The sequence below is a fragment of the Streptomyces sp. NPDC052114 genome, from assembly GCF_040680155.1.
Taxonomy (GTDB): Bacteria; Actinomycetota; Actinomycetes; order Streptomycetales; family Streptomycetaceae; genus Streptomyces.
This window is the reverse complement of sequence record NZ_JBFAWC010000004.1, coordinates 230,001-248,527: the sequence shown is the minus strand read 5'-3', so window position 1 is coordinate 248,527 and position 18,527 is coordinate 230,001. Positions and strand designations below refer to the sequence as shown.

The following is an 18,527-nucleotide window of genomic DNA, read 5'->3' as shown; positions in this document are numbered from 1 at the left end:
GCCTGGTGCCCGACATCGAGTACGCGGCCACGCTGTGGCTGCGCGCCCGGCATCCGGGGGTGCGGGTCGTCAACGAACTGCCGTCCACCCTGGAGCAGGGGCTGCCGCTGCTGCTCGTCGCCGTCGTGCCCGGCGGCGGCGATGACGGCGTGTCCGGGACGGCGGTCCTGGACGTGCAGTCATTCGCCGCAACCCGCACCCTGATGTGGCAACTGGCCGACGCCGTGCACGAGTCGATGCTCGCGATGCGCGGCCAGCACGCCGGGGGCCTGGCCGTCGACGACGTCGAGACCAGCCTGCTGCCCGGCTACGTGACCTACAACAATCCGGCCGTCCGCAGGGCGGTCGCCTCCTACCGGCTCACCCGCCGCGCGCCGGTCCGCGCCTGACCGCGCACCCATCCACCGCCCCGCCCACACCTGTTGGCGGGGCTCTCTCATGGAAGGAGTGGGCGCCATGGCGGCGGCCAACTTCGACACGATGGCGTCTCTGCGGACCAGCTTGATCCGCAAGGCGCTCACGTACGCAATCTTCGCGGCGGACGCCGACGCGCCCGCCCTCACGACCCCGTTCGACATCGACGGCGTGCTGCAGGAACTGCCCGCCGGATACCTGCCGGTGGGCTACACCGACGGCGACGGGGTCACCTTCTCCGGCGACCTGTCCATGTCGGACGTGGAGTCCGGACAGTCCGCGTCCCCGACCCGCTCGGACGTCGAGACCGACACACAGACCGCGGAGTGGACACCGCAGGAGACCAACGCAGCCGCAGTGTGCCTGTACGAGAACCTGCCGCTGGACCACTTCCCGACGATCGGGTCGGCGGCGTGGACCTGGTCGCGCCCGGCGACCCCTCCGACGCTGTACCGGCGCCTCGTCTTCATCGCCCGGGACCTCAACAAGACCACCGGCAACCCGCTCTACATCGTCAAGCACATGCCCAGCGCCCTGCGCTCGGACCGCGATGACGAGCAGTGGACGCGCACCGAGGCGATCACCAGGAAGGTGACGTTCCAGGGGTACATCGACGAGCTGGTCGGTACGGACGCGACGACGTGGATCGACGGGCCCGGCTGGCGGGACCTGGAGCCGCTGTCCAACGAGGTGCAGTCGGTGGCGATCACGGGCGGGCCGACGGGCGGTACGTACACGCTGACCTATTCCGGCCAGACCACGGCGGCGATCCCGTACAACGCCACGGCCGCGCAGGTGCGGACCGCTCTGCAGGCCCTGTCCAACATCGGGTCGGGCAACGTGGCGTGTGCCGGTGGCCCGCACCCGGGCAGCGCGATCACCGTCACGTTCCAGGGCGCGCTTGCGGGCACGGACGTGGCGCAGATGACCGCCAACAGCGCGAGCCTCACCGGCGGCACCACCCCGGCCGTCGCGGTCACCACGACCACGCCCGGCGGGGCGTGATCCCAACAACGGGCGCGGGGCGGCGGCTTGGGGTGAGCCCTGCCGCTCCGCGCCTCAGGCTCACCCCCGGCTCCCCAGAACAGGAACACGATTATGAGCAAGCCCAACAAGAAGCGGTACGTCCTGGAGACCGTCAAGGCGCAGTACGCCGAGGCCGTCGGCGGCGAGGAGATCGAGTTCGAGGGCCCCAGCGGCGAGGTCTACACGATGCCGCACCCGCTGTTCGCGCCCTCGGAGTGGTCCAAGGCGGTCGACGACGCGGAGACCGACGAGGAACTCGCGAAGGCCATCCTCGGCGAGGAGCAGTACGCCAAGTACGTAGACGCCGGCGGGCGGCCCGGTGACGTCGCCTTCATCCGCATGGCGGCGATGGAGGACATGAAGGGGGACCTCAAGGGCGGGCGCCCTACACGGTCCTCGACGTCCTCGGCCAGCACCCCGAAGCGGTAGAGGCAGACCTCCACCGGTACCCCGGCTTCGGCCGGGACGGGCCGCTTGCCGCCTATTTCCGTGGCGAGATCACGCTGCGCAAGCTGCGGGTGCTGGTGGAGGGTCTGCCACCGGACGGGGCGCTCGGCCGGGCGGTCACGGGCAGCGTGTGGGGTCTGTCGGACCACCGTGACGCCGACATGGTCGACGAGCTCGGGCGGATCTTCACGGTGCTCTACAACGCGCACCGGGCGGAGGGGGCACCCGTGTTGCCGTGGCCGGAGCTGGTGCCGCGGCCGGGCGACCCGACGCCGCAGCAGAGGGCCAAGGCGAAGGCGCGGGAGGCCCGCGCGGCGCGCGAGGGCTACGAGGACATCGTCTCCCAGGTGGCGCCGGGCCGGATCTGAGATCGACAACTGAAGAGGGGCGGCGGTCATGGCGCGTGCCGGTGCGGTGTGGGTGGACGTCCTGCCCAACATGTCCCGCTTCAGCAGGGAGTTGGGCAGGCAGGTCTCCGACCCGGTCGTCGCCGCGTCCCGCCAGGCGGGCGCCGACGGCGGCGAGGCCGCTGCATCCGGCATGGCCGACGCGCTGAAGACGAAGGCCGCAGCGGTCGGCGTCGCCGCCGGAGCCGCCCTCACCGCCGGACTGATGACCGGCCTGGAGACGGAGAAGGCCACCGGCAAGCTGAAAGCGCAGCTCGGTCTTAGCGCGAAGGACGCACAGAAGGCGGGCAAGGCCGCCGGACAGCTGTACGCGGGCGCGGTCACCGAGACCATCGAGGACGGCGCCGCCGCCGTTCGGGCCGTGATGTCTGCGGGCATCGCTCCCGAGAAGGCGACCACGAAGCAGCTGACGGCGATCGCCACCAAGGTCAGCGACCTCGCCTCGACGTTCGAGCTCGACCTGGGCCAGACCGCGAACGCGGTCGGCCAGATGATGAAGACCGGGCTGGCGAAGAACGGCACCGAGGCCATCGACGTCATGTTCCGTGGCCTGCAGAAGATGGGGCCGCGGGCGGACGACATCGCCGACACGTTCAACGAGTACTCGACGATCTTCCGGTCGATGGGGCTCGACGCGAAGACCGCCGTTGGCCTCATGACGCAGGGCCTGAAAGCGGGCGCCCGCGATACCGACGTCATCGCGGACACCATCAAGGAGTTCACGATCGAAGCGGTCGCCGGCGGCGACCGGGTGAAGACCGGCTTCAAATCCCTCGGTCTGGACGCCGACGGCATGGTCTCCAAGTTCGCCAAGGGCGGGCCCACCGCGGCGAAGGCGTTCGACACGGTCCTCGACAAGCTGCGCGGCATTGAGGACCCGGCCAAGCAGAACGCGGTCGCGATCGAGCTGTTCGGCACCAAGGCCGAGGACATGGGTAAGGCGCTCTTCGCTCTCGACCCGTCCAAGGCGGCCGCTGATCTGGGCAAGGTCGGGGGTGCGGCGAAAAGGGCTGGGGACGACCTGCGCGACAACACTGCCGTGCAGTTCGAGCAGTTCAAGCGGCGGGCCCTGCTTGGCCTGTCGGACGTCGTGATGACGGATGTGCTGCCCGCGATGAAGGCCATGGCGCCGGTGGTGGCCACCATGCTCGCCCCGCTGAGGGCTGCGTGGTCCTATCTGCAGGCGGACCCGGCGCGGATGCAGGCAGCGACAGCGGCTGTGCTGGGGCTCGCCGCGGCGTACGGGACGTTCCGCACGGTGAGCGCGGTTTCGAAGGGCCTGGACAACGCCCGCGATATGTGGCCGAGCATTCGGGACAACGCCGGTCGGGCTGCTCAGCGCATCAAGTTCGCGGCGTTCGCGGTGAAGTACTACACGGTGATCGGCGCGCAGTCGGCCGCTCAGGCGGTGCGTACGGGCGCGGCGTGGGCGGCGGGCGCGGCGCGCTCGTCGGGGGCGTGGGTGGCTGCGCGGGCCCGCGCGGCGGGGTCGTTCCTGGCGACGCAGGCCTCGGCCGTGGCGGCGGCGACGCGGACCGCGGTGACGTGGACGGTGGCGGCGATCCGCTCCGGCATGGGGTGGGCCGCGGCACGGGCCCGCGCGGTCGGCTCGTTCGCGGCGACCGCCGCGTCGGCGAGCGTGAACGCGGCCCGTACGGCGGGTGCGTGGGTGGCCGCGCAGGCGCGGTCGCTGGCGGCAACGGTGCGGGCGACGGCCGCTCTGGTCGCGCAGCGCACCGCGATGGTCGCGGGTGCGGTTGCGACGAGGGCGATGGCAGCCGGTCAGTGGCTGCTGAACGCGGCGCTCCGGGCGAACCCGATCGGCCTGGTGATCACCGCCCTGGTGGCGTTGGGTGCCGGGCTGGTCATCGCCTACAAGAAGAGCGCGACGTTCCGGTCCGTGGTGCAGGGCGCGATGCGCGGGGCGATGACCGCGGTACGCGCGCTCGGGACGGCCGGGCTGTGGCTGTGGCGCTCGGCGCTGCTGCCCGCATTCCGCGGGGCGCAGGCTGCGGGCCGGGCGCTGCGCACGGGCCTGACGGCGAGCACGTCGGGGGCCCGTACGGCGTTCCGCGCTCTGGGCACGGCGGGCACGTGGCTGTGGCGTACCGCGCTGCAGCCCGCGTTCCGCGGGATCGGCGCGTCGGCGAAGTGGCTGTACAACAGCGGCATCCGCCCGCCGGTGGAGGCCTCCAAGCGGGCAGCCCGTGCGATGGCGACGGCGTTCACCACGGCGAAGACCGCCATCGGCCGCGCCTTCTCCAAGATCAAGGACTTGGCGAAAGCGCCCGTCGCGTTCGTGGTCAACACGATCTACAACAACGGAATCCGGGCCATCTGGGGGAAGGTTGCGGGCCTGGTCGGGCTGAAGGGCCTGCCGGAGGTCAAGGGCTTCTCGTCGGGCGGCTTCACCGGCCCGGGGGGCGTGCACCAGCCCGCGGGTGTGGTGCACGCCGGGGAGTTCGTCACCCGGCAGTCCGCCACCCGGAGCATCGAGCGCAAGCATCCGGGCGCGCTGGACTACATGAACCGCACCGGCCGTCTGCCCGGGTTCTGGGACGGCGGCTGGGTCGGTGACGCGGTGGGCGGGATCGGCGACGGCGCCAAGTGGGTCGGCGGGAAGGTCGTGTCCGGGGCGAAGGCGGTCAAGGATTTCGCCGTCGATACCGCGGACCTGCTGAGCGATCCCAAGAAGATCTGGGAGAAGCTCGCGGCGCCGATCCTCGGCAAGCTCAAGAGCTTGACGCAGAACCCGTTCGCGCGAGGCGTCGCGAAGATCCCGATCAAGATGGCGACCGGGCTGAAGGACAAGGTCGTCGAGGCGGCCAAGAGCATGTTCGACTTCGGCGGGGGCGGCGGGGACGTCGGCGGGTCCGGCGTGAAGCGCTGGTCCAAAGTCGTGTTGACCGCGCTGAAGATGGTGGGCCAACCGGCCTCGCTGCTGCCCATCGTGCTCCGGCGGATGAACCAGGAGTCGGGCGGCAACCCCAAGGCGATCAACAACTGGGACATCAACGCCAAGCGGGGCGACCCCTCGCGCGGCCTCATGCAGACGATCATGTCCACGTTTCTGGCGTACGCCGGGAAGCTCAAGGGCCGGGGGATCTACGACCCGCTCGCCAACGTGTACGCCTCGATGCGCTATGCGCTCGACGTGTACGGGTCGCTGGCCAAGGCGTACAACCGGCCCGGCGGCTACGCGGGCGGCGGACGGCCGCGGGCGGGTGAGACGTTCTGGGTCGGCGAGCGCGGCCCGGAGCTGATGCAGCTCGGGGCCGGAGCGGGCAGTGCGCGGGTGTGGGACAACCGCACCTCGCTGCGCATGGCCGCAGGCGTCGGCGCCCGCGGCTTCGCATCCGGTACCTCGGGTGCCACGCGGGCCCGCGGGCAGCTGCCCGGGGATTTGAAGGCGTGGACGAAGGCCCTCACCGGCAGCGCGTCGCAGATCAAGTCGGCGGCCAAGGCGCTTTCCACCGACCTGAAGGCGGCTGGTGGCGCGGGCAAGCGGCTGGCGAAGTCGACGGACGCGACGGCGAAGAAGTTGGGCGGGCTGGCGGCGAAGCGGGATGCAGTCCGCAAGAAGATCGCGGCGGCCAACTCGTATATCGGCGAGCAGAAGTCCGCGGCGTCGGACTACACGGCGATCTCGCAGCTCGGCGAGTCGTCGTCCGTGATGGACGTGATCAGCGGGCTGAAGACGAGGCAGGACACCACCGCGAACTTCCAGCGGTCGATCGCGGCCCTGAAGAAGAAGGGACTGAACAGCACCTACCTGAAGCAGCTGATCGGCATGGGCCCGGAGTCCGGGCTCGCCGGGGTCCTGGCCGGGGCGGGCGCGGGGCAGATCTCCGCGCTGAACTCGCTGGCCAAGTCCGGGGCCAAGCTCAGTGATTCCTACGGGCGGTCTATGGGCGACTACCTGTACGACGCCGGGTCGAAGGCCGGGAAGGGCATCCTCGCCGGGCTGAAGGCGCAGGAGAAGGAACTCCAGGCCCAGATGAACAAGTTGGGCGCCGGGATGGTCAAGGCCATCAAGCGCTCACTGAAGATCAAGTCCCCGTCGCGCAGAACGCGGGACGAGGTCGGCGTGCAGGTCGGTGCCGGGCTCGTCGCGGGCATGGCCGACACCCTGCCCGCGGTGCAGGCCGAGGCCGACCGTATGGCCGCCGCGGCGGTCCCGGCGCGGTCGGTGGTCCCGGTGTCCGCGTCGCTCAACGCAGCCGGGCAGGGCAGCACGGGCGGCCTCGACGGCCGGCCGCTGTACCTCGTCGTCGAGGACGGCACCGTCCTGCGGGCCTACGTGGATGACCGGGTGGACGGGGCGCTCACGCAGGTACGGGCCCGCGGCCGCGCGGGCGTGAAGCACTGACCGAGAGAGGGGGCACACGGTGCCGATGATCGTGCTGCCGGGGGCGCCCCCGGTCACCGTCCCGGACCGCGTCACCTCGCCGGACGGCTGGCTCGCCGCGATCGTGGACGAGCCGTGGGCGGGCGTGGTGCTGTCCGTCGACTACACCGCGGGCACCAGCCCCCTCTCCACGGCCGCGGACGTGCGCCGGGTGCGGATCCTGCGCACGGGCCCGGACGGCGTGCCGGTCGCGGTACGCGGCGCCGCCCCGGGGTGGGCCGTGGAGGGCATCGGGACGGCCTACGACCACGAGGCACCGCTGGGAGTGCCGGTGATGTACTCCGCGCAGCCCGAGTACGCGAACGGCACCCTCGGCCCGGTCTCCTCCCTCGCGGTGGAGGTCCCGGCGCCGGCAGCAGGCGCGGTCCGCGATCTGTGGCTGAAGTCGGTGGATGAGCCGGGCCTGTCGGTTCTGGTGCACATCACCAGCTGGGGGGCGCGCGAGGCGACGGCCCGGCAGGACATCGCGGCAGGGGCCGGGTCGCCGTTCTCGATGGTCGGGTTCGACGTGCACACGGCGCCCGCGGTGCAAGTGGTGGTGGACGTGCCGCCGGAGCAGATCGAGCAGGTGCGCAGGCTGATGGATGCCGGGGCGCTGCTCGCGCAGACCCGGCCGGGCTACCAGCAGCCCGACGCGTTCTTTGTGCCGGGTGACTGGTCGGAGGACGCCACCGGCAAGTTGGGCTCGACGGGCGGGTACGCGGTCGCCTTCACGGTGCAGCCCATCGAGCGGCCGGACCCGGAGGGCCAGCCGATGCGGGTGCCGGGCTGGTCCTGGACCACTGTCGCTGGGGCATTCACGTCGTGGACGGCGGTCGCCTCCAGCTACACGTCGTGGGCGGCCCTGTCGACGAACGGGCGGACCTGACATGCAGGCGTTGCCGCCCGCCCTTGTGCGGGCCCTGACGAGCGCGGTGCGGCGCCGTGCGGTCGCGGAGTGGTCCAACGACGGCGGGACGACGTGGGAGCCGCTGACCGTGGGCGCAGCGGACGTGAAGCCGGACCGGACGGCCGAGTGCCGGTGGTCGGCGACCGTGGAGCTCCTCGACCCGCCGGTCGGCCGGACCGGCATCAACACCGTGGCCACCCAGATCCGCCTGTTCGAGGAGCTGACGACGTCGCGGGCGGACCCCTACCGGGTGCCCGCGGGCCGGTACGTCGTGGACACCACGAAAACGATCCTGCGCGGCCGGGGCCTGTCGGTCGAGCTGCTCGGTGTGGAGGACATCGTGCGCGGCGCGGCCCTGCCGGTGGCCCGCACGGTCGACACGGACACGGCCGAGGCGATCGCACGCACCCTGATCGCGGAGGCCGCACCGTGGGCAGCGGTCGCCTGGCGCGACGGCGTGAAAGCCGACACCAAGGTCCCCTCATTCGTGATCGACGAGGACCGGTGGCAGGGACTATCCGGCGGCGCCGATCAGGCCGGGGTGTCCACGGGCATCGCGCCCGCCCTCGGCGCCGAGGTGTTCGCCGACGCGCGCGGGGTGTTCACCTTCGCGCCGGTGCCCACCCTCGCCGACCCGCCCGTATGGACCCTGCCGTTCGGGCAGGGCCTGGTCGAGCCCGAGGCCGCGCAGTCCTCCGAAGGCCTGGTCAACGTCTGGGTCGTCTCCGGTGAAGAGGCCACCTCGGACAGCGGGACGGCCGCCGCGCCGGTGGGCCCCATCTACGTGTGGGACGACGACCCCATGAGCCTGACCTACGCGGGCCCCGACCCCGTGCGCGACCCGCTCGCCCCGCAGCGCGAAGGCCTGGTGTGGGTGCGGCCGCGTGTCGAGCGCTACACCTCCCCGCTCATCACGTCCGAGGAGCAGGCCTACACCGCCGGCCGGGCCAAGCTCGCCGACTCCCTGCGCGTGCAGAGCTCGTTGACGTTCACCGCGTATGCGCATCCCGGGATCGAGCCGGGCGACGTCGTGCGCGTCGAGGTGACACCGGGCGTGTGGGAGACCCACTTGTTCGACGCGTGCCCGCGCACGCTGGGGGCGGCGTCGATGTCGTGTCAGACCCGTACCTCAACTCGGAGGATCTGATGGGCGTGCGCGAAGACCTCGGCGCCGACCTGGTGACCGGGCCGACGGCCCGGCCCACGACCGTGCTGTGCCGGGTCGTTGACGTCACCGACGAGGGCGGCGTGAACATCATGTACAACGGGGCGCTGCTCCTCGACGTGGCCTGCTCGACCGCGTACCGCGGGCGCCAGGCGGGCGACTTGGTGCACGTGCGGCCCGGGGTGAAGCCGCTGGTGCTGTACGCCGTGGGTGACGATCCGGGTGCGGCCACCGACGCCTCGGTGCGGGACATCGCCCGTGAGATCGCCGTGGACGAGGACGCGATCACGGCGGCGACGTGGGGCACGGCCGGGCCGTCCGGGACGGGCTGGCAGACGGTGGCGACGACGCATGTGCGCAAGGACCCGGACGGCAAGCTGCAGGTGTATTTCCAGCTCGGCAGCCAGTCGGATACGTCGCCCTCGGCGCCGAGCCGGGGCCCGAAGTCGAAGGTGATCTCTCCGACCGACTCGGGGAGTTGGCGGGGCGGGCGGCCGGATGAGTACGCGTCGGCGCCGACGCAGGGCGACTGGACGGGCCGGGGCAACCGCAGGGGCGCGTGGTTCTACGGGTCGGCGATCCAGACCGCGTGCGCGGGCCGCACCGTCTCCGCGATGAAGGTCAGCTTCAGCCGGAAGCGGGGCTCCGGCGTCAACGGGAAGATCCCGATGAACCTCTACCTGCACAACCACAGTTCGCCGCCGTCGGGGCAGCTCAACCTCGGCGCGGGCCCGGAGGACGGACTCCTGCGCCTGTCGGTGGGTGCGAAGGGCACCGCGAGCCTGCCCGCCTCGTGGCGTACCGCGCTGGCGTCGGGGAGCGCGAAGGGCCTGGCCATCTACGCGTCCGGCCGCAGCGAGTACGGATCGTTCACCGGCGGCAAGATCACCATTTCGTTCTCGGCCTGAGAGGGGGCGCCCGCGTGGCGACCATCGGATACGCAGACCTCCCCGTCCCCGGCGGCGGCGACAGCCCGGACGGCGCCGCGGCCATCGCCGCTCTCGCCGAGGTCCTCGACCCGCACCTGGTGCAGCACGTCGCCAACCTCGCGGAGCGGAACTCGACGATGGCCGACGCCCCCACGGGCATGCTGGTCATCGCGGCCGACGGCACCGCGTGGGCCAAGACCGCCAGCGGGTGGGCCACTTTGTACGAGCCGCTGCAGGCGTGGCAGTCCACCATCACTCTGAAGACGGGTTTCGAGGAGGGCGCCGTCGACCTCGGCGTGCGGGTCACCGACCAGGGCATGCATGTGTGGCTCAAGGGCCGGATCCAGCGCACCGACGGGCAGCTGATCTTCGATGCGAACGCGGTCAACCTCGGCGCCGTCCCCAGCGGTCTGATCCCGGCCGAGCTGCGCACCCTCGACGGAACCTGCTCGATGGCCGGGGCCACCACCGACGCCACCGGCCGCCTGGAAATCCTCAACACCGGCGCGAGCAGCGCCTACGGCGTCGCCGGGGACATCCTCTGGTGGTACCAGGGCACCGACGGCACTTCGTGGGTGGACCTCTCCGGCGACTACTGGCTCGACTGAGGAGGCGACGGAATGGCGCTGTACACCTACGGCGGGACCCCGGCCGACGTCCTCACCGACACCGCGGGCAACGTGGTCCCCGACTACCCGCTGATCGTGCGGGCGGCGGGGACCGGCGAGCAGATCACCGCGCTGCTGGAGACGGACGGCACCACGCCGATCGCACAGCTGCGCACCAACTCCGGTGTGAGCACGGCACCGGGCCGCGTCCGCCCCTTCAAGATCGACGGCGTGACCGCGATCGAGTACGAGTACAACGCGCCCGGCGGCGGCGTGCTGCGCTGGTACCAGGCCGCCCGCGAGGCCGCCTCCGGCGCACTCGACCAGATCGAGAGCAAGCTCGACAAGGCCGGCGGAACGCTGACCGGCAAGGCCCAGTGGGGCATGGTCAACGCCACCGACGTCATCATCGGCGGCTTCAAGACCGGCGACGCCTTCGACCGCTTCCGGCTGACCGCCGACGGCGCGATGCAGTGGGGCCCGGGCAACGCCGCCCGCGACACCTTCCTGTCCCGCTCGGCGGCCAGCGTGCTGGAGACACCGGGCACCTTCGCACCGGGACAGATCAGCCTCGCCGGAATGAAGGTCTTCAACCCGCGCGTGACGTACGGCGCGCTCGGCAACGGCACCGCCGACGACGCGCCCGCCATCCAACTCGCCCTGAACGCGGCCCTCGCCGCGGGCGGCGGCATCGTGCTGGTGCCGCCCGGCACGTACCGGCTGGCGACGCTGCCGCTGCGGATCTACCGCAAGACGTGGCTGCTGGCCATGCCGGGCGCGGTGTTCCAGCGCGGCGCGAACGGCACGATGCTCCTGAACGGCGACGCAGCCCAGTCCTACGGCGGGTACACCGGGCACGGCGACATCATCATCGAGGGCGGTGTGTGGGACTGCCGCGGCACCGTCTACACCACCTCGGCGATGTGCATGTCCATCGGGCACGCGGAGAACGTCACGATCCGCGACCTGACCATCAAGGACGTGTGCGGCTACCACGGGATCGAAATCAACGCGGTGAAGCACACGGAGATCCGCAACGTGCGCGGCCTCGGCTACCTCGACCCCGGCGGCCGCGACTTCAGCGAGTTCATCCAGCCCGACCTGGCCAAGGGCTCGGCGTACTTCGGGGGGTTCGGTCCGTACGACGACACCCCGGTCGTCGACCTCCTCATCGACAACTGCTCGACCGGGCCGTCCGGCACCGCGGGCACGACGGCGTGGCCGCGCGGGGTCGGCTCGCACAGCGCGAGCCCCTCCAAGCCCCACCGGGACATCCGCATCGTCAACTCCCGCTTCGAGGGGTGCGCGCAGTACGCGATCGGCGGCTACACCTGGGAGGGTGTCACGATCGAGGCCTGCCAGATCCGCGGCTGCGGCGCCGGGATCCGGATGCGCACCCTCGACTCCGGCACGGCCTCGCACCGCACTCCGGCCGGCGGGGGTTCGCCGACGATCGCCGGGTCTCAGCCGTTGCGGTCGATCACGGTCACGGGGTGCGAGATCACCGGGACGACGGGGTACGACGACTGCATCCTCGTGATGGGCGAGTCCACCGGCACCGTCGTCAACGCGACGATCACCGGGAACATCCTCGACGGGAACAGCGCGGGCGCGCAGAACGGGATCCGCCTGGAGTACGTCGACGACTACACCCTCAGCGGCAACACGGTGCGGGACACGGCCGGGACCGGGATCAGCCAGGAGCAGGCCACCGGCGGCACTGTGACCGGCAACCGGGTGCGCGGCACGACCGCCTCCGGGATCGCGTGCACGACGTGCACGGAGGTCGAGATCGCCGGGAACAATCTGCGCGAGCTCGGCGTCAACGGCATCCACGTCCTCGGCGGCAGTGACGTGACGATCGTGAAGAACTACATCAAGGGCGCCTCCCGGGCGGCGGCCGGATCGTGGGGCATCCGCTGCTCGACGTCGGCGGACGGGCCGCTGATCTCCGGCAACAAGATCCGCAAGTACGGGTCCGGCAACGAGGTCGCCGCGGGCATCGGCATCACCAACACCTGCACAGGCGTACGCCGGTACGGCAACGACCTCGGCGACACCGGCCTCGACGACGCCTCGACGCCGGAGACGTCGCCGTTCGACAGCGTGGGCGCGGTCGACGAGGCGTGGCGGCCGGCCGGGCGATGGGAGACCACCTCGCGGCTGCGGTGCGGCGGGGACACGCAGCCCACCTCAGGGTGGCTGTACCTGGTGCCGATCTGGCTGCCGAAGGGCGCCGTGGTCTCCAACATCACGTTCGTGTCCGGCAGCACCGCGGGCGCCACGCTCACCAACCAGTGGTTCACCCTGCACAACAGCGCACGGGTGGCGCTGGCCCGCACTGCGGACGCCACCACCGCGGCGTGGGCGGCGAACACCGCGAAGACTCTTGCGGTTGCGCAGACGACGGCCGGGGCGGCGTCGAGTTACACGACGACGTATTCGGGCTGGCACTACCTCGGCGTGATGGTCGCGGCGACGACTCCGCCGTCCCTGCTCGGCGAGGGCCGCCTGCTGTCGCAGGCCAGCACCTCGCCGGGACTCGGCGCGACGAACAGCGGGCAGACGACGCCGCCGACCGTCACCGCCGGGGCGTTCACCGCGGCGGCGTTCTCGTCCGGGGCGATCCTCGCCTACGGCTACACCACCTAGACCACCCCCGAACCCACCCCGCCCCGCCCCGCGCCGACTGGCCGGGGCTTCTCTGCATGCCCGGAGGCCTCGTTGAAGCTCGTCACCAGATCCCAGTGGGGCGCCCGCGCCTACCGCACCCCGGGCGGCGCCACCCCCTATGGCCGCGCCCGTCGCGGCGTGAAGCTCCATTACCTCGGCACCGCCTACAGCGACCGCACCCATGACCGGTGCGACGACTACGTGCGCCAGCTGCAGGCGCAGCACATGGACGGCAACGGCTGGTCCGACATCGGCTATTCGTTCGTGGTCTGCACGCACGGCTCGGTCTACGAGGGTCGCGGCCTGAAGCGCCGCAACAGCGCGAACGGCAACACCTCGCTGAACGAGCAGGACTACGCGGTGTGCCTGCTGGTCGGCTCGTCCGGCCTGAAGACGCCGACCGATGCGCAGCTGGAGGGCGCCCGGGACGCGATCGACTACTGCCGCGCCGAGGGCCCGGCCGGGACGTGGCTCGGCGGACACCGCGACGGCTACGCGACTTCGTGCCCCGGCGACACGGTGTACGCCTGGGCCAAGGAGGGCGCCCCGCGGCCCGGCGGCGGGAGCCCGGCTCCGGCGCCCGAGTTCGAGCCGTTCCCGGGCGCCGGCTTCTTCATGAGCGGCAGCAAGCCCGCCCTCGGCAAGAAGTCCGCGGTCTTCACCGCGATGGGCAAGCGCCTCGTCGCCGTCGGCTGCGGCCGGTACAAGGTCGGCCCCGGCCCGGTCCTCGGCCAGGCCGACGTCGATTCCTACGAGGCCTACCAGCGGTCCCTGGGCTACACGGGCGCCGACGCCAAGTGGCCGCCCGGCCCCGCCTCATGGGCCAAGCTCCGCGTCCCCAACGTCTGAGAGGAACGATCCTCCGTGGCACAGGCCCGACTGTTCACCCTCGAACGGGACACCGACGTCAGCGGTGTCTCCGGGACCGGCACCGTCGCTGACGGCGTCGTGTGGCCGGACGGCACCGTTTCCATCCGCTGGCGCGGCGAGCGCCCAAGCACCGTGTTCTGGGACTCGCTGGAGCACGCCGAGCACGTCCACGGCCACCAGGGCGCGACGCGCTTCGTGTGGGCCGACACCCCCCAGGAAGAAGGCACCTGATGAAGATCTTCGGAAGAGAGCCCGTGTACATCCTTGCCGTCATCGCGATCGGCCTGAAGCTCGCCGCGGCGTACGGCCTCGACGTCAACGAGGACCAGCAGGCCCTCATCAACGCCGTGCTGGCGTGCGCGGTCGCGGTCGCTTCCGCGGTCGTGCTGAAGACCGGCGCGGTCGGCGCCGCCATCCTCCAGCTGGCGAGCGCGCTGCTCGCGCTGTTCCTCGGCTTCGGGCTGGAGCTGTCGGCGGAGGAGCAGGCGGGCTGGATGTCGCTCGTGGCCGCGGTGCTGGCGCTGTTCGAGCACCGCGAGGTGACGGCGCCGGTGCCGCCGCTGTCGGCGGAGCAGAAGAGCCCGCTCGCGAGAGCCTGACGGAGAGGGTGAGCGGTGGCTGACGAGCCGACTCTCGGCGAGGTGGTCCGCAGGTTCGAGGACCGTCTCGCCGACGTGCGCGACGATATCCAGCAGCTCGGCCACCGCATCGACACCAAGGTCTCCCAGGAGGTGTACGACCTGCGGCACGAGGCGTTGGCCGCGCGCGTGACAACGCTGGAGACGCTGCGGGAGAAGGACGCGGAGCGGATCGTGGCGACGCGGCGTTGGCTGATCGGCGCGGTGGTGGTGCCGCTGGTCGGGATCCTCCTGCCGGTCATCATCCTCCTGACGCAGGGGGCGGGGTCATGACGCGCGGGCAGATCCGGGCCCAAGAGCGGCGCTGGCGCCGCGGCGATGTCCTCGCGATCGTCGGGGCGATCGTGCTCGGTGTGGCCGTGGCGTGGATCGTGCTGAGCGTGCAGGCGGTCACGGACGATCTGCGTACGGCGAATCAGGCCCGGGATGCGCTCGCGCGGCAGGTGCAGGGGCTCGGGGAGAAGCCCGTCGCGGGACCTCCGGGCTCGCGTGGGGGTCCGGGCCGGAGCGTGACCGGGCCGCGCGGGCCCACCGGTCCGGCGGGCGAGCCGGGTGACACGGGCCCGTCCGGGAAGCCCGGCCGCGCGGGCGATGACGGCAAGGCGGGTGCAGCAGGACAGGACGGCGCTGACGGTGCCGCTGGCGAGCAGGGCCCGACCGGGGCCGCTGGCACCGACGGTGTGGCCGGACCGCCAGGTCCGCAGGGCGAGCCGGGCCCGGCCGGGCCTGAGGGCCCCGCGGGCAAGGACGGCGCGGCTGGGCAGGACGGCCGCGACGGGCAGACGTGCCCCGACGGCTACAGCCTCCAGGCGCCGGCCGACGATCCGGATGCGCTCGTGTGCCGCCGTGATGGTGCCCCGCCGCCGGATCCGGGGCCGAGCCCGCAGGCGGCCGCCCTCGACCCGACCCGCCGCCAGTACGTCTGAGATGTGCCCCCTTCGGCCTTCGGGCGGGAGGGGGCCTTTCGTCATGCCCCGATCGTGTCGAGGACCCGTTCGGTGTCGGCGAGCCCGTCGAGCACGACCTCGGCCCCTGCCTCTTCAAGCTGGGCCCGAGGCGTCTTGCCGGTGGCGACGGCCAGCACCCGCACCCCGGCATCGCGCCCGCCGGCCACATCGGCAGGGGTGTCCCCGAGGAACACGGCGTCCGTAGCGGGGACGTCGGATCGGGCCAGTGCCGCGCGCAGTAGCTCGGCCCGCTCCTCGCCGTCCTCCCCGTACGCGCCGTCGTCCAGGCGGAGGTACGTGTCGAGGCCGAACACGGCGAGCTTGACCTCGGCCGCGCCTCGGATGTTGCCGGTCACCACCGACTGCCGGACCCCGCGCGCGTCGAGCGCTGCCAGGGCCGTCGCGGCGCCGGGCAGCGCGTGCCCGCGCTCGCGTACCTCGGCCGCCCGCCGCACGTGGACAGTGCTGAGCGCGTCAGCGAACCGGGTGAACAGGTCGTCACTGAAAGGGATGTCGTGCAGCCGCGCCGTCTCGCGCAGGATCACGCGCTCCGTCGACCCGGTCACGGACGCCTGCTCGCGCAGCGGAACGCCCGTCGCCTCTTGGAACGCGGCGGCCCACAGCTCACCGCCGAGCCCGCGCATCGCCATCAGTGTGTGGTCGATGTCCCAGAGCACCAGCTTCGCCACGGTGCCCCCTCTCTCGGTGGATTCCCGTGTCCCCGCCTTGCGGGCACCCTACGCTCAGGAGCAGTGAGCCGAGGAGTGGGCAGATGGTTGCGGCAGACCTCCCCATCGGGGACCGAATCAGGCACTACCGCGGCGGGCGCCGCCAGGACGCCGTTGCTGGGTTGGTCGGTATCTCACCGGACTATCTGTCTCAGATCGAGCGAGGGCTGAAAGTGCCGTCGCTGCCGATCCTGTACGCGCTCGCGCAGGAACTCGGCGTTCCTACCGCTGCCCTGCTTTCTGATCAGCCGCCGCCCGAAGAGGAGAAGATCGAGCGCCCGGAGGCTGCCGTCGGCCGGGCACTCCTCGGGTACGGACCCGCGCGGACATACACCCCCGTGCCCGCGGGCGTGCTGAGAGACCGGGTCGAGGCGGCGTGGCACAGCTGGCAGAGCAGCGCCGAACGGTTCACCGCGGCGGCCGGCACGCTTCCCGACCTGGTGGCTGACGTGGAGCACACCCTTCGCGTCGCGCGCGCTGGTAGTGATGCCGCGGAACGGCGTGCGGTGCTGCGTGCCGCTGCTGACTTGTACTTCCTGCTCCGCTCATACCTGCGCCGCACTGGCCGTGTCGACCTCGCCACCCTTGCGGCCGACCGTGCGATGCGTGCCGCCGAGGACGCTGACGATCCGCTGCGTATCGCCGCTGCGCAGTGGAACTTTGGGCACGTGCTCCTTGCTGCTGACCAGCCTGCCGAAGCGGAGGAACTCGTGCTGAGGGCGGCCGAGCAGGTGGCCACTGCGCACATGCCGGAAGTGGAGCGGCAAGCGATGGGGGGCGCTCTCCAACTGGTGGCCGTGCTGGCGGCCTCCCGACGGCGCAGGTGGTGGGAGGCGCGCGAGCGGCTGGTAGAGCATGCGGCGCCCGCGGCCTGTGCGGTGCCGGATGACAGCAACGTGGCCTGGACTGTGTTCGGGCCGACGAACCTGGCGCTGCACGCCCTGTCCATCGAGATGGAAGCGGGCGAGACCGGCGAGGCGCTGCATACGGCGGACGCCGTTGATACGAGCCCGCTGGTGTCGCTGGAGCGCGAGTTCACGTTCGGTTTGGAGGTGGCGGCCTGCCATAGCCAACGCCGGGATGACGCTGCCGTCTTGCTGTCGCTGTTGGGTCTTGAAGCCATCGCTCCGGAGGACTTGGCCAGGACTCCGCTCGCGCGGCAGCTGGTGTTGACGGTGATCCGTCGGGCGAGGGCGATGCATGCGCGGCAGGCCGAGCAGCTAGCTGTGCGGATGGGCCTCGTCTAACTGGCGAGCCTGTGGCTCACCCGAACTGTCAGCTCGGGTTGTCTCGTTCAGGACTCCATACGGTCACCGGTGTGAGGCACACCACTATGACCGCGAGGGCGTCCCGATGACATTTCCCAGAGGCATTCCGGGAGGCTTCCCGGCGTCCGTTCCGGCGATCGACGACTGGCTCGCGCGGGCGCAGAAAGAGGCCCATCGGGCGCACCAGGAGTGGCGAGAGCAGGGCATCACGCTCCTGCCCCTCGGTACCCGGTTTAACTCCGTGTGCCTCACCGATCGGCTCGTCCACGCCGCCGTCGGGGCCAGCGACCTGGGGACCGTCACCGCGACGCTCGCCCACCTCCTCGACGGACCGGTCATCCACAACCGACCGAAGGACGAGTACCACGCCCTCACCGAGCCCTTCCCGACCTCGCGGTGGACGTGCCCCGAGGCACCGATGCTCGGCACCGGCCACTACCTGAGCGTGCCGGCCTCCGACCTGCGCGGCCCGACCGGCCTGTACTGGGCTGTGCCGCCCCGCATCGTCGGCGACCTGTGCGCCGTGCAGGCCGTCGCCTCCCTGATCACCATCGCCCGCCGCGCACCCCAGGAGAGGCGGCTGTGAGCGCGCCCGCGGCGACCGTCGAGGTGCAGCGGGCCGACGAGGCGTACCGGCTCCTCCTCGCGCACACCGAGGGGTGCGGCCGCTGCCGGGCGGGCGAGGAATGCGACGACGAGCGGCGCCTCTCACGCGCCTGGCGCGCCCTACGCTCCGCCGTGCACCACGCTCCCGATGGTGAGGGCTCATGAGCGAAGCGCCTTCCTCGCCCGACTGTGGCCTGTGCCACCGCCCCATCCGCGACGGCGAGCCAACGGAAGAGCTGACGACGTACGTCGGCGGTGAGGCCCGCCCTGGGTGCGCCCACGCGATCCCGTGCCCAGACGTGCTGCTCGTCTGGTGCCCGCCGTGCCTTCGCGCTGTCCTGACCGGGGAACCGGGGCCGCATGGCTGCCATCTGAGGACGTCGCTGGGCATCGACGGGGCCCGGGTCGTGGTTGTCCCGGAGGCGGAGTGCCTGTGCCCCTGTCCGGGCTCGGAGGAGGCCGAGATGGTCCCGGAGAGTGCGGCGTTGAAGGCGGCGCGTACCG

Annotated in this window: 19 protein-coding genes; 18 read left to right on the top strand and 1 reads right to left on the bottom strand. The window is 71.8% G+C overall.

Features of this window, described 5'->3' with window-relative positions; genetic code table 11:
* The first annotated feature begins 5 nt into the window (after positions 1 to 5).
* The 15 genes from AB0L89_RS10820 to AB0L89_RS10750 all read left to right on the top strand — a co-directional run bounded on the left by AB0L89_RS10820 (position 6) and on the right by AB0L89_RS10750 (position 15,400).
* Positions 6 to 389, top strand: coding sequence for a hypothetical protein (locus AB0L89_RS10820; protein ID WP_365137692.1), 384 nt, complete (start codon positions 6 to 8; stop codon positions 387 to 389).
* Between the two features lie 67 nt (positions 390 to 456).
* Positions 457 to 1,419 (top strand): hypothetical protein, encoded by a 963-nt coding sequence (locus AB0L89_RS10815; protein ID WP_365137689.1) that lies wholly within the window; start codon positions 457 to 459, stop codon positions 1,417 to 1,419.
* Between the two features lie 93 nt (positions 1,420 to 1,512).
* The gene (locus AB0L89_RS10810) at positions 1,513 to 1,869 is read left to right on the top strand and encodes a hypothetical protein (protein WP_365137686.1); all 357 of its coding nucleotides are present in this window, start codon (positions 1,513 to 1,515) and stop codon (positions 1,867 to 1,869) included.
* 95 nt (positions 1,870 to 1,964) lie between these two features.
* Positions 1,965 to 2,255: a hypothetical protein gene (locus AB0L89_RS10805; RefSeq protein ID WP_365137683.1), complete on the top strand. Its 291-nt coding sequence runs from the start codon at positions 1,965 to 1,967 to the stop codon at positions 2,253 to 2,255.
* A gap of 28 nt (positions 2,256 to 2,283) precedes the next feature.
* Positions 2,284 to 6,663: a phage tail tape measure protein gene (locus tag AB0L89_RS10800; RefSeq protein WP_365137680.1), complete on the top strand. Its 4,380-nt coding sequence runs from the start codon at positions 2,284 to 2,286 to the stop codon at positions 6,661 to 6,663.
* 25 nt (positions 6,664 to 6,688) lie between these two features.
* Entirely contained in the window at positions 6,689 to 7,570 is an 882-nt protein-coding gene (locus AB0L89_RS10795; protein WP_365138560.1) for a hypothetical protein, read from the top strand.
* A 1-nt stretch (position 7,571) separates the two neighbouring features.
* Positions 7,572 to 8,738 carry a phage tail protein gene (locus AB0L89_RS10790; RefSeq protein ID WP_365137677.1) on the top strand — a complete coding sequence of 389 codons (1,167 nt, stop codon included), beginning with the start codon at positions 7,572 to 7,574 and terminating at the stop codon, positions 8,736 to 8,738.
* Positions 8,738 to 9,664, top strand: coding sequence for a hypothetical protein (locus AB0L89_RS10785; RefSeq protein ID WP_365137674.1), 927 nt, complete (start codon positions 8,738 to 8,740; stop codon positions 9,662 to 9,664). Before AB0L89_RS10790 ends, AB0L89_RS10785 begins: the two co-directional genes overlap by 1 nt.
* 14 nt (positions 9,665 to 9,678) lie before the next feature.
* Positions 9,679 to 10,293 carry a hypothetical protein gene (locus AB0L89_RS10780; RefSeq protein ID WP_365137671.1) on the top strand — a complete coding sequence of 205 codons (615 nt, stop codon included), beginning with the start codon at positions 9,679 to 9,681 and terminating at the stop codon, positions 10,291 to 10,293.
* A gap of 12 nt (positions 10,294 to 10,305) precedes the next feature.
* The gene (locus tag AB0L89_RS10775; RefSeq protein ID WP_365137669.1) at positions 10,306 to 12,945 is read left to right on the top strand and encodes a right-handed parallel beta-helix repeat-containing protein; all 2,640 of its coding nucleotides are present in this window, start codon (positions 10,306 to 10,308) and stop codon (positions 12,943 to 12,945) included.
* A gap of 72 nt (positions 12,946 to 13,017) precedes the next feature.
* Positions 13,018 to 13,815 carry a peptidoglycan-binding protein gene (locus tag AB0L89_RS10770; protein WP_365137666.1) on the top strand — a complete coding sequence of 266 codons (798 nt, stop codon included), beginning with the start codon at positions 13,018 to 13,020 and terminating at the stop codon, positions 13,813 to 13,815.
* 15 nt (positions 13,816 to 13,830) lie between these two features.
* Positions 13,831 to 14,067 (top strand): hypothetical protein, encoded by a 237-nt coding sequence (locus AB0L89_RS10765; protein WP_365137663.1) that lies wholly within the window; start codon positions 13,831 to 13,833, stop codon positions 14,065 to 14,067.
* On the top strand, positions 14,067 to 14,435 hold the full coding sequence (locus AB0L89_RS10760; protein WP_365137660.1) for a hypothetical protein: 369 nt from the start codon (positions 14,067 to 14,069) through the stop codon (positions 14,433 to 14,435). The genes AB0L89_RS10765 and AB0L89_RS10760 overlap by 1 nt, the downstream gene beginning before the upstream one ends.
* Positions 14,436 to 14,450: 15 nt before the next feature.
* Entirely contained in the window at positions 14,451 to 14,747 is a 297-nt protein-coding gene (locus AB0L89_RS10755) for a hypothetical protein (protein ID WP_365137657.1), read from the top strand.
* Entirely contained in the window at positions 14,744 to 15,400 is a 657-nt protein-coding gene (locus AB0L89_RS10750; RefSeq protein ID WP_365137654.1) for a collagen-like protein, read from the top strand. Before AB0L89_RS10755 ends, AB0L89_RS10750 begins: the two co-directional genes overlap by 4 nt.
* A gap of 41 nt (positions 15,401 to 15,441) precedes the next feature.
* On the opposite strand, the gene AB0L89_RS10745 is transcribed toward AB0L89_RS10750, so the two are convergent.
* Positions 15,442 to 16,110: an HAD family hydrolase gene (locus AB0L89_RS10745; RefSeq protein ID WP_365137651.1), complete on the bottom strand. Its 669-nt coding sequence runs from the start codon at positions 16,108 to 16,110 to the stop codon at positions 15,442 to 15,444.
* A gap of 83 nt (positions 16,111 to 16,193) precedes the next feature.
* On the opposite strand from AB0L89_RS10745, the gene AB0L89_RS10740 reads away from it, so the two are divergent.
* From AB0L89_RS10740 to AB0L89_RS10730, 3 genes are all read left to right on the top strand, one after another.
* The gene (locus tag AB0L89_RS10740) at positions 16,194 to 17,396 is read left to right on the top strand and encodes a helix-turn-helix transcriptional regulator (RefSeq protein WP_365137648.1); all 1,203 of its coding nucleotides are present in this window, start codon (positions 16,194 to 16,196) and stop codon (positions 17,394 to 17,396) included.
* A 106-nt stretch (positions 17,397 to 17,502) separates the two neighbouring features.
* Positions 17,503 to 18,003, top strand: coding sequence for a hypothetical protein (locus tag AB0L89_RS10735; RefSeq protein ID WP_365137645.1), 501 nt, complete (start codon positions 17,503 to 17,505; stop codon positions 18,001 to 18,003).
* Complete coding sequence (locus AB0L89_RS10730) at positions 18,000 to 18,188, top strand: hypothetical protein (protein ID WP_365137642.1); 189 nt, start codon at positions 18,000 to 18,002, stop codon at positions 18,186 to 18,188. The genes AB0L89_RS10735 and AB0L89_RS10730 overlap by 4 nt, the downstream gene beginning before the upstream one ends.
* Positions 18,189 to 18,527: the final 339 nt, after the last annotated feature.

Coding starts and splice junctions, on each gene's coding strand:
- AB0L89_RS10815 (WP_365137689.1), top strand. CDS start 457: ATGGCGGCGGCCAACTTCGACACGATGGCGTCTCTGCGGACCAGCTTG.
- AB0L89_RS10810 (WP_365137686.1), top strand. CDS start 1,513: ATGAGCAAGCCCAACAAGAAGCGGTACGTCCTGGAGACCGTCAAGGCG.
- AB0L89_RS10800 (WP_365137680.1), top strand. CDS start 2,284: ATGGCGCGTGCCGGTGCGGTGTGGGTGGACGTCCTGCCCAACATGTCC.
- AB0L89_RS10795 (WP_365138560.1), top strand. CDS start 6,689: ATGATCGTGCTGCCGGGGGCGCCCCCGGTCACCGTCCCGGACCGCGTC.
- AB0L89_RS10790 (WP_365137677.1), top strand. CDS start 7,572: ATGCAGGCGTTGCCGCCCGCCCTTGTGCGGGCCCTGACGAGCGCGGTG.
- AB0L89_RS10785 (WP_365137674.1), top strand. CDS start 8,738: ATGGGCGTGCGCGAAGACCTCGGCGCCGACCTGGTGACCGGGCCGACG.
- AB0L89_RS10775 (WP_365137669.1), top strand. CDS start 10,306: ATGGCGCTGTACACCTACGGCGGGACCCCGGCCGACGTCCTCACCGAC.
- AB0L89_RS10760 (WP_365137660.1), top strand. CDS start 14,067: ATGAAGATCTTCGGAAGAGAGCCCGTGTACATCCTTGCCGTCATCGCG.
- AB0L89_RS10750 (WP_365137654.1), top strand. CDS start 14,744: ATGACGCGCGGGCAGATCCGGGCCCAAGAGCGGCGCTGGCGCCGCGGC.
- AB0L89_RS10740 (WP_365137648.1), top strand. CDS start 16,194: ATGGTTGCGGCAGACCTCCCCATCGGGGACCGAATCAGGCACTACCGC.
- AB0L89_RS10735 (WP_365137645.1), top strand. CDS start 17,503: ATGACATTTCCCAGAGGCATTCCGGGAGGCTTCCCGGCGTCCGTTCCG.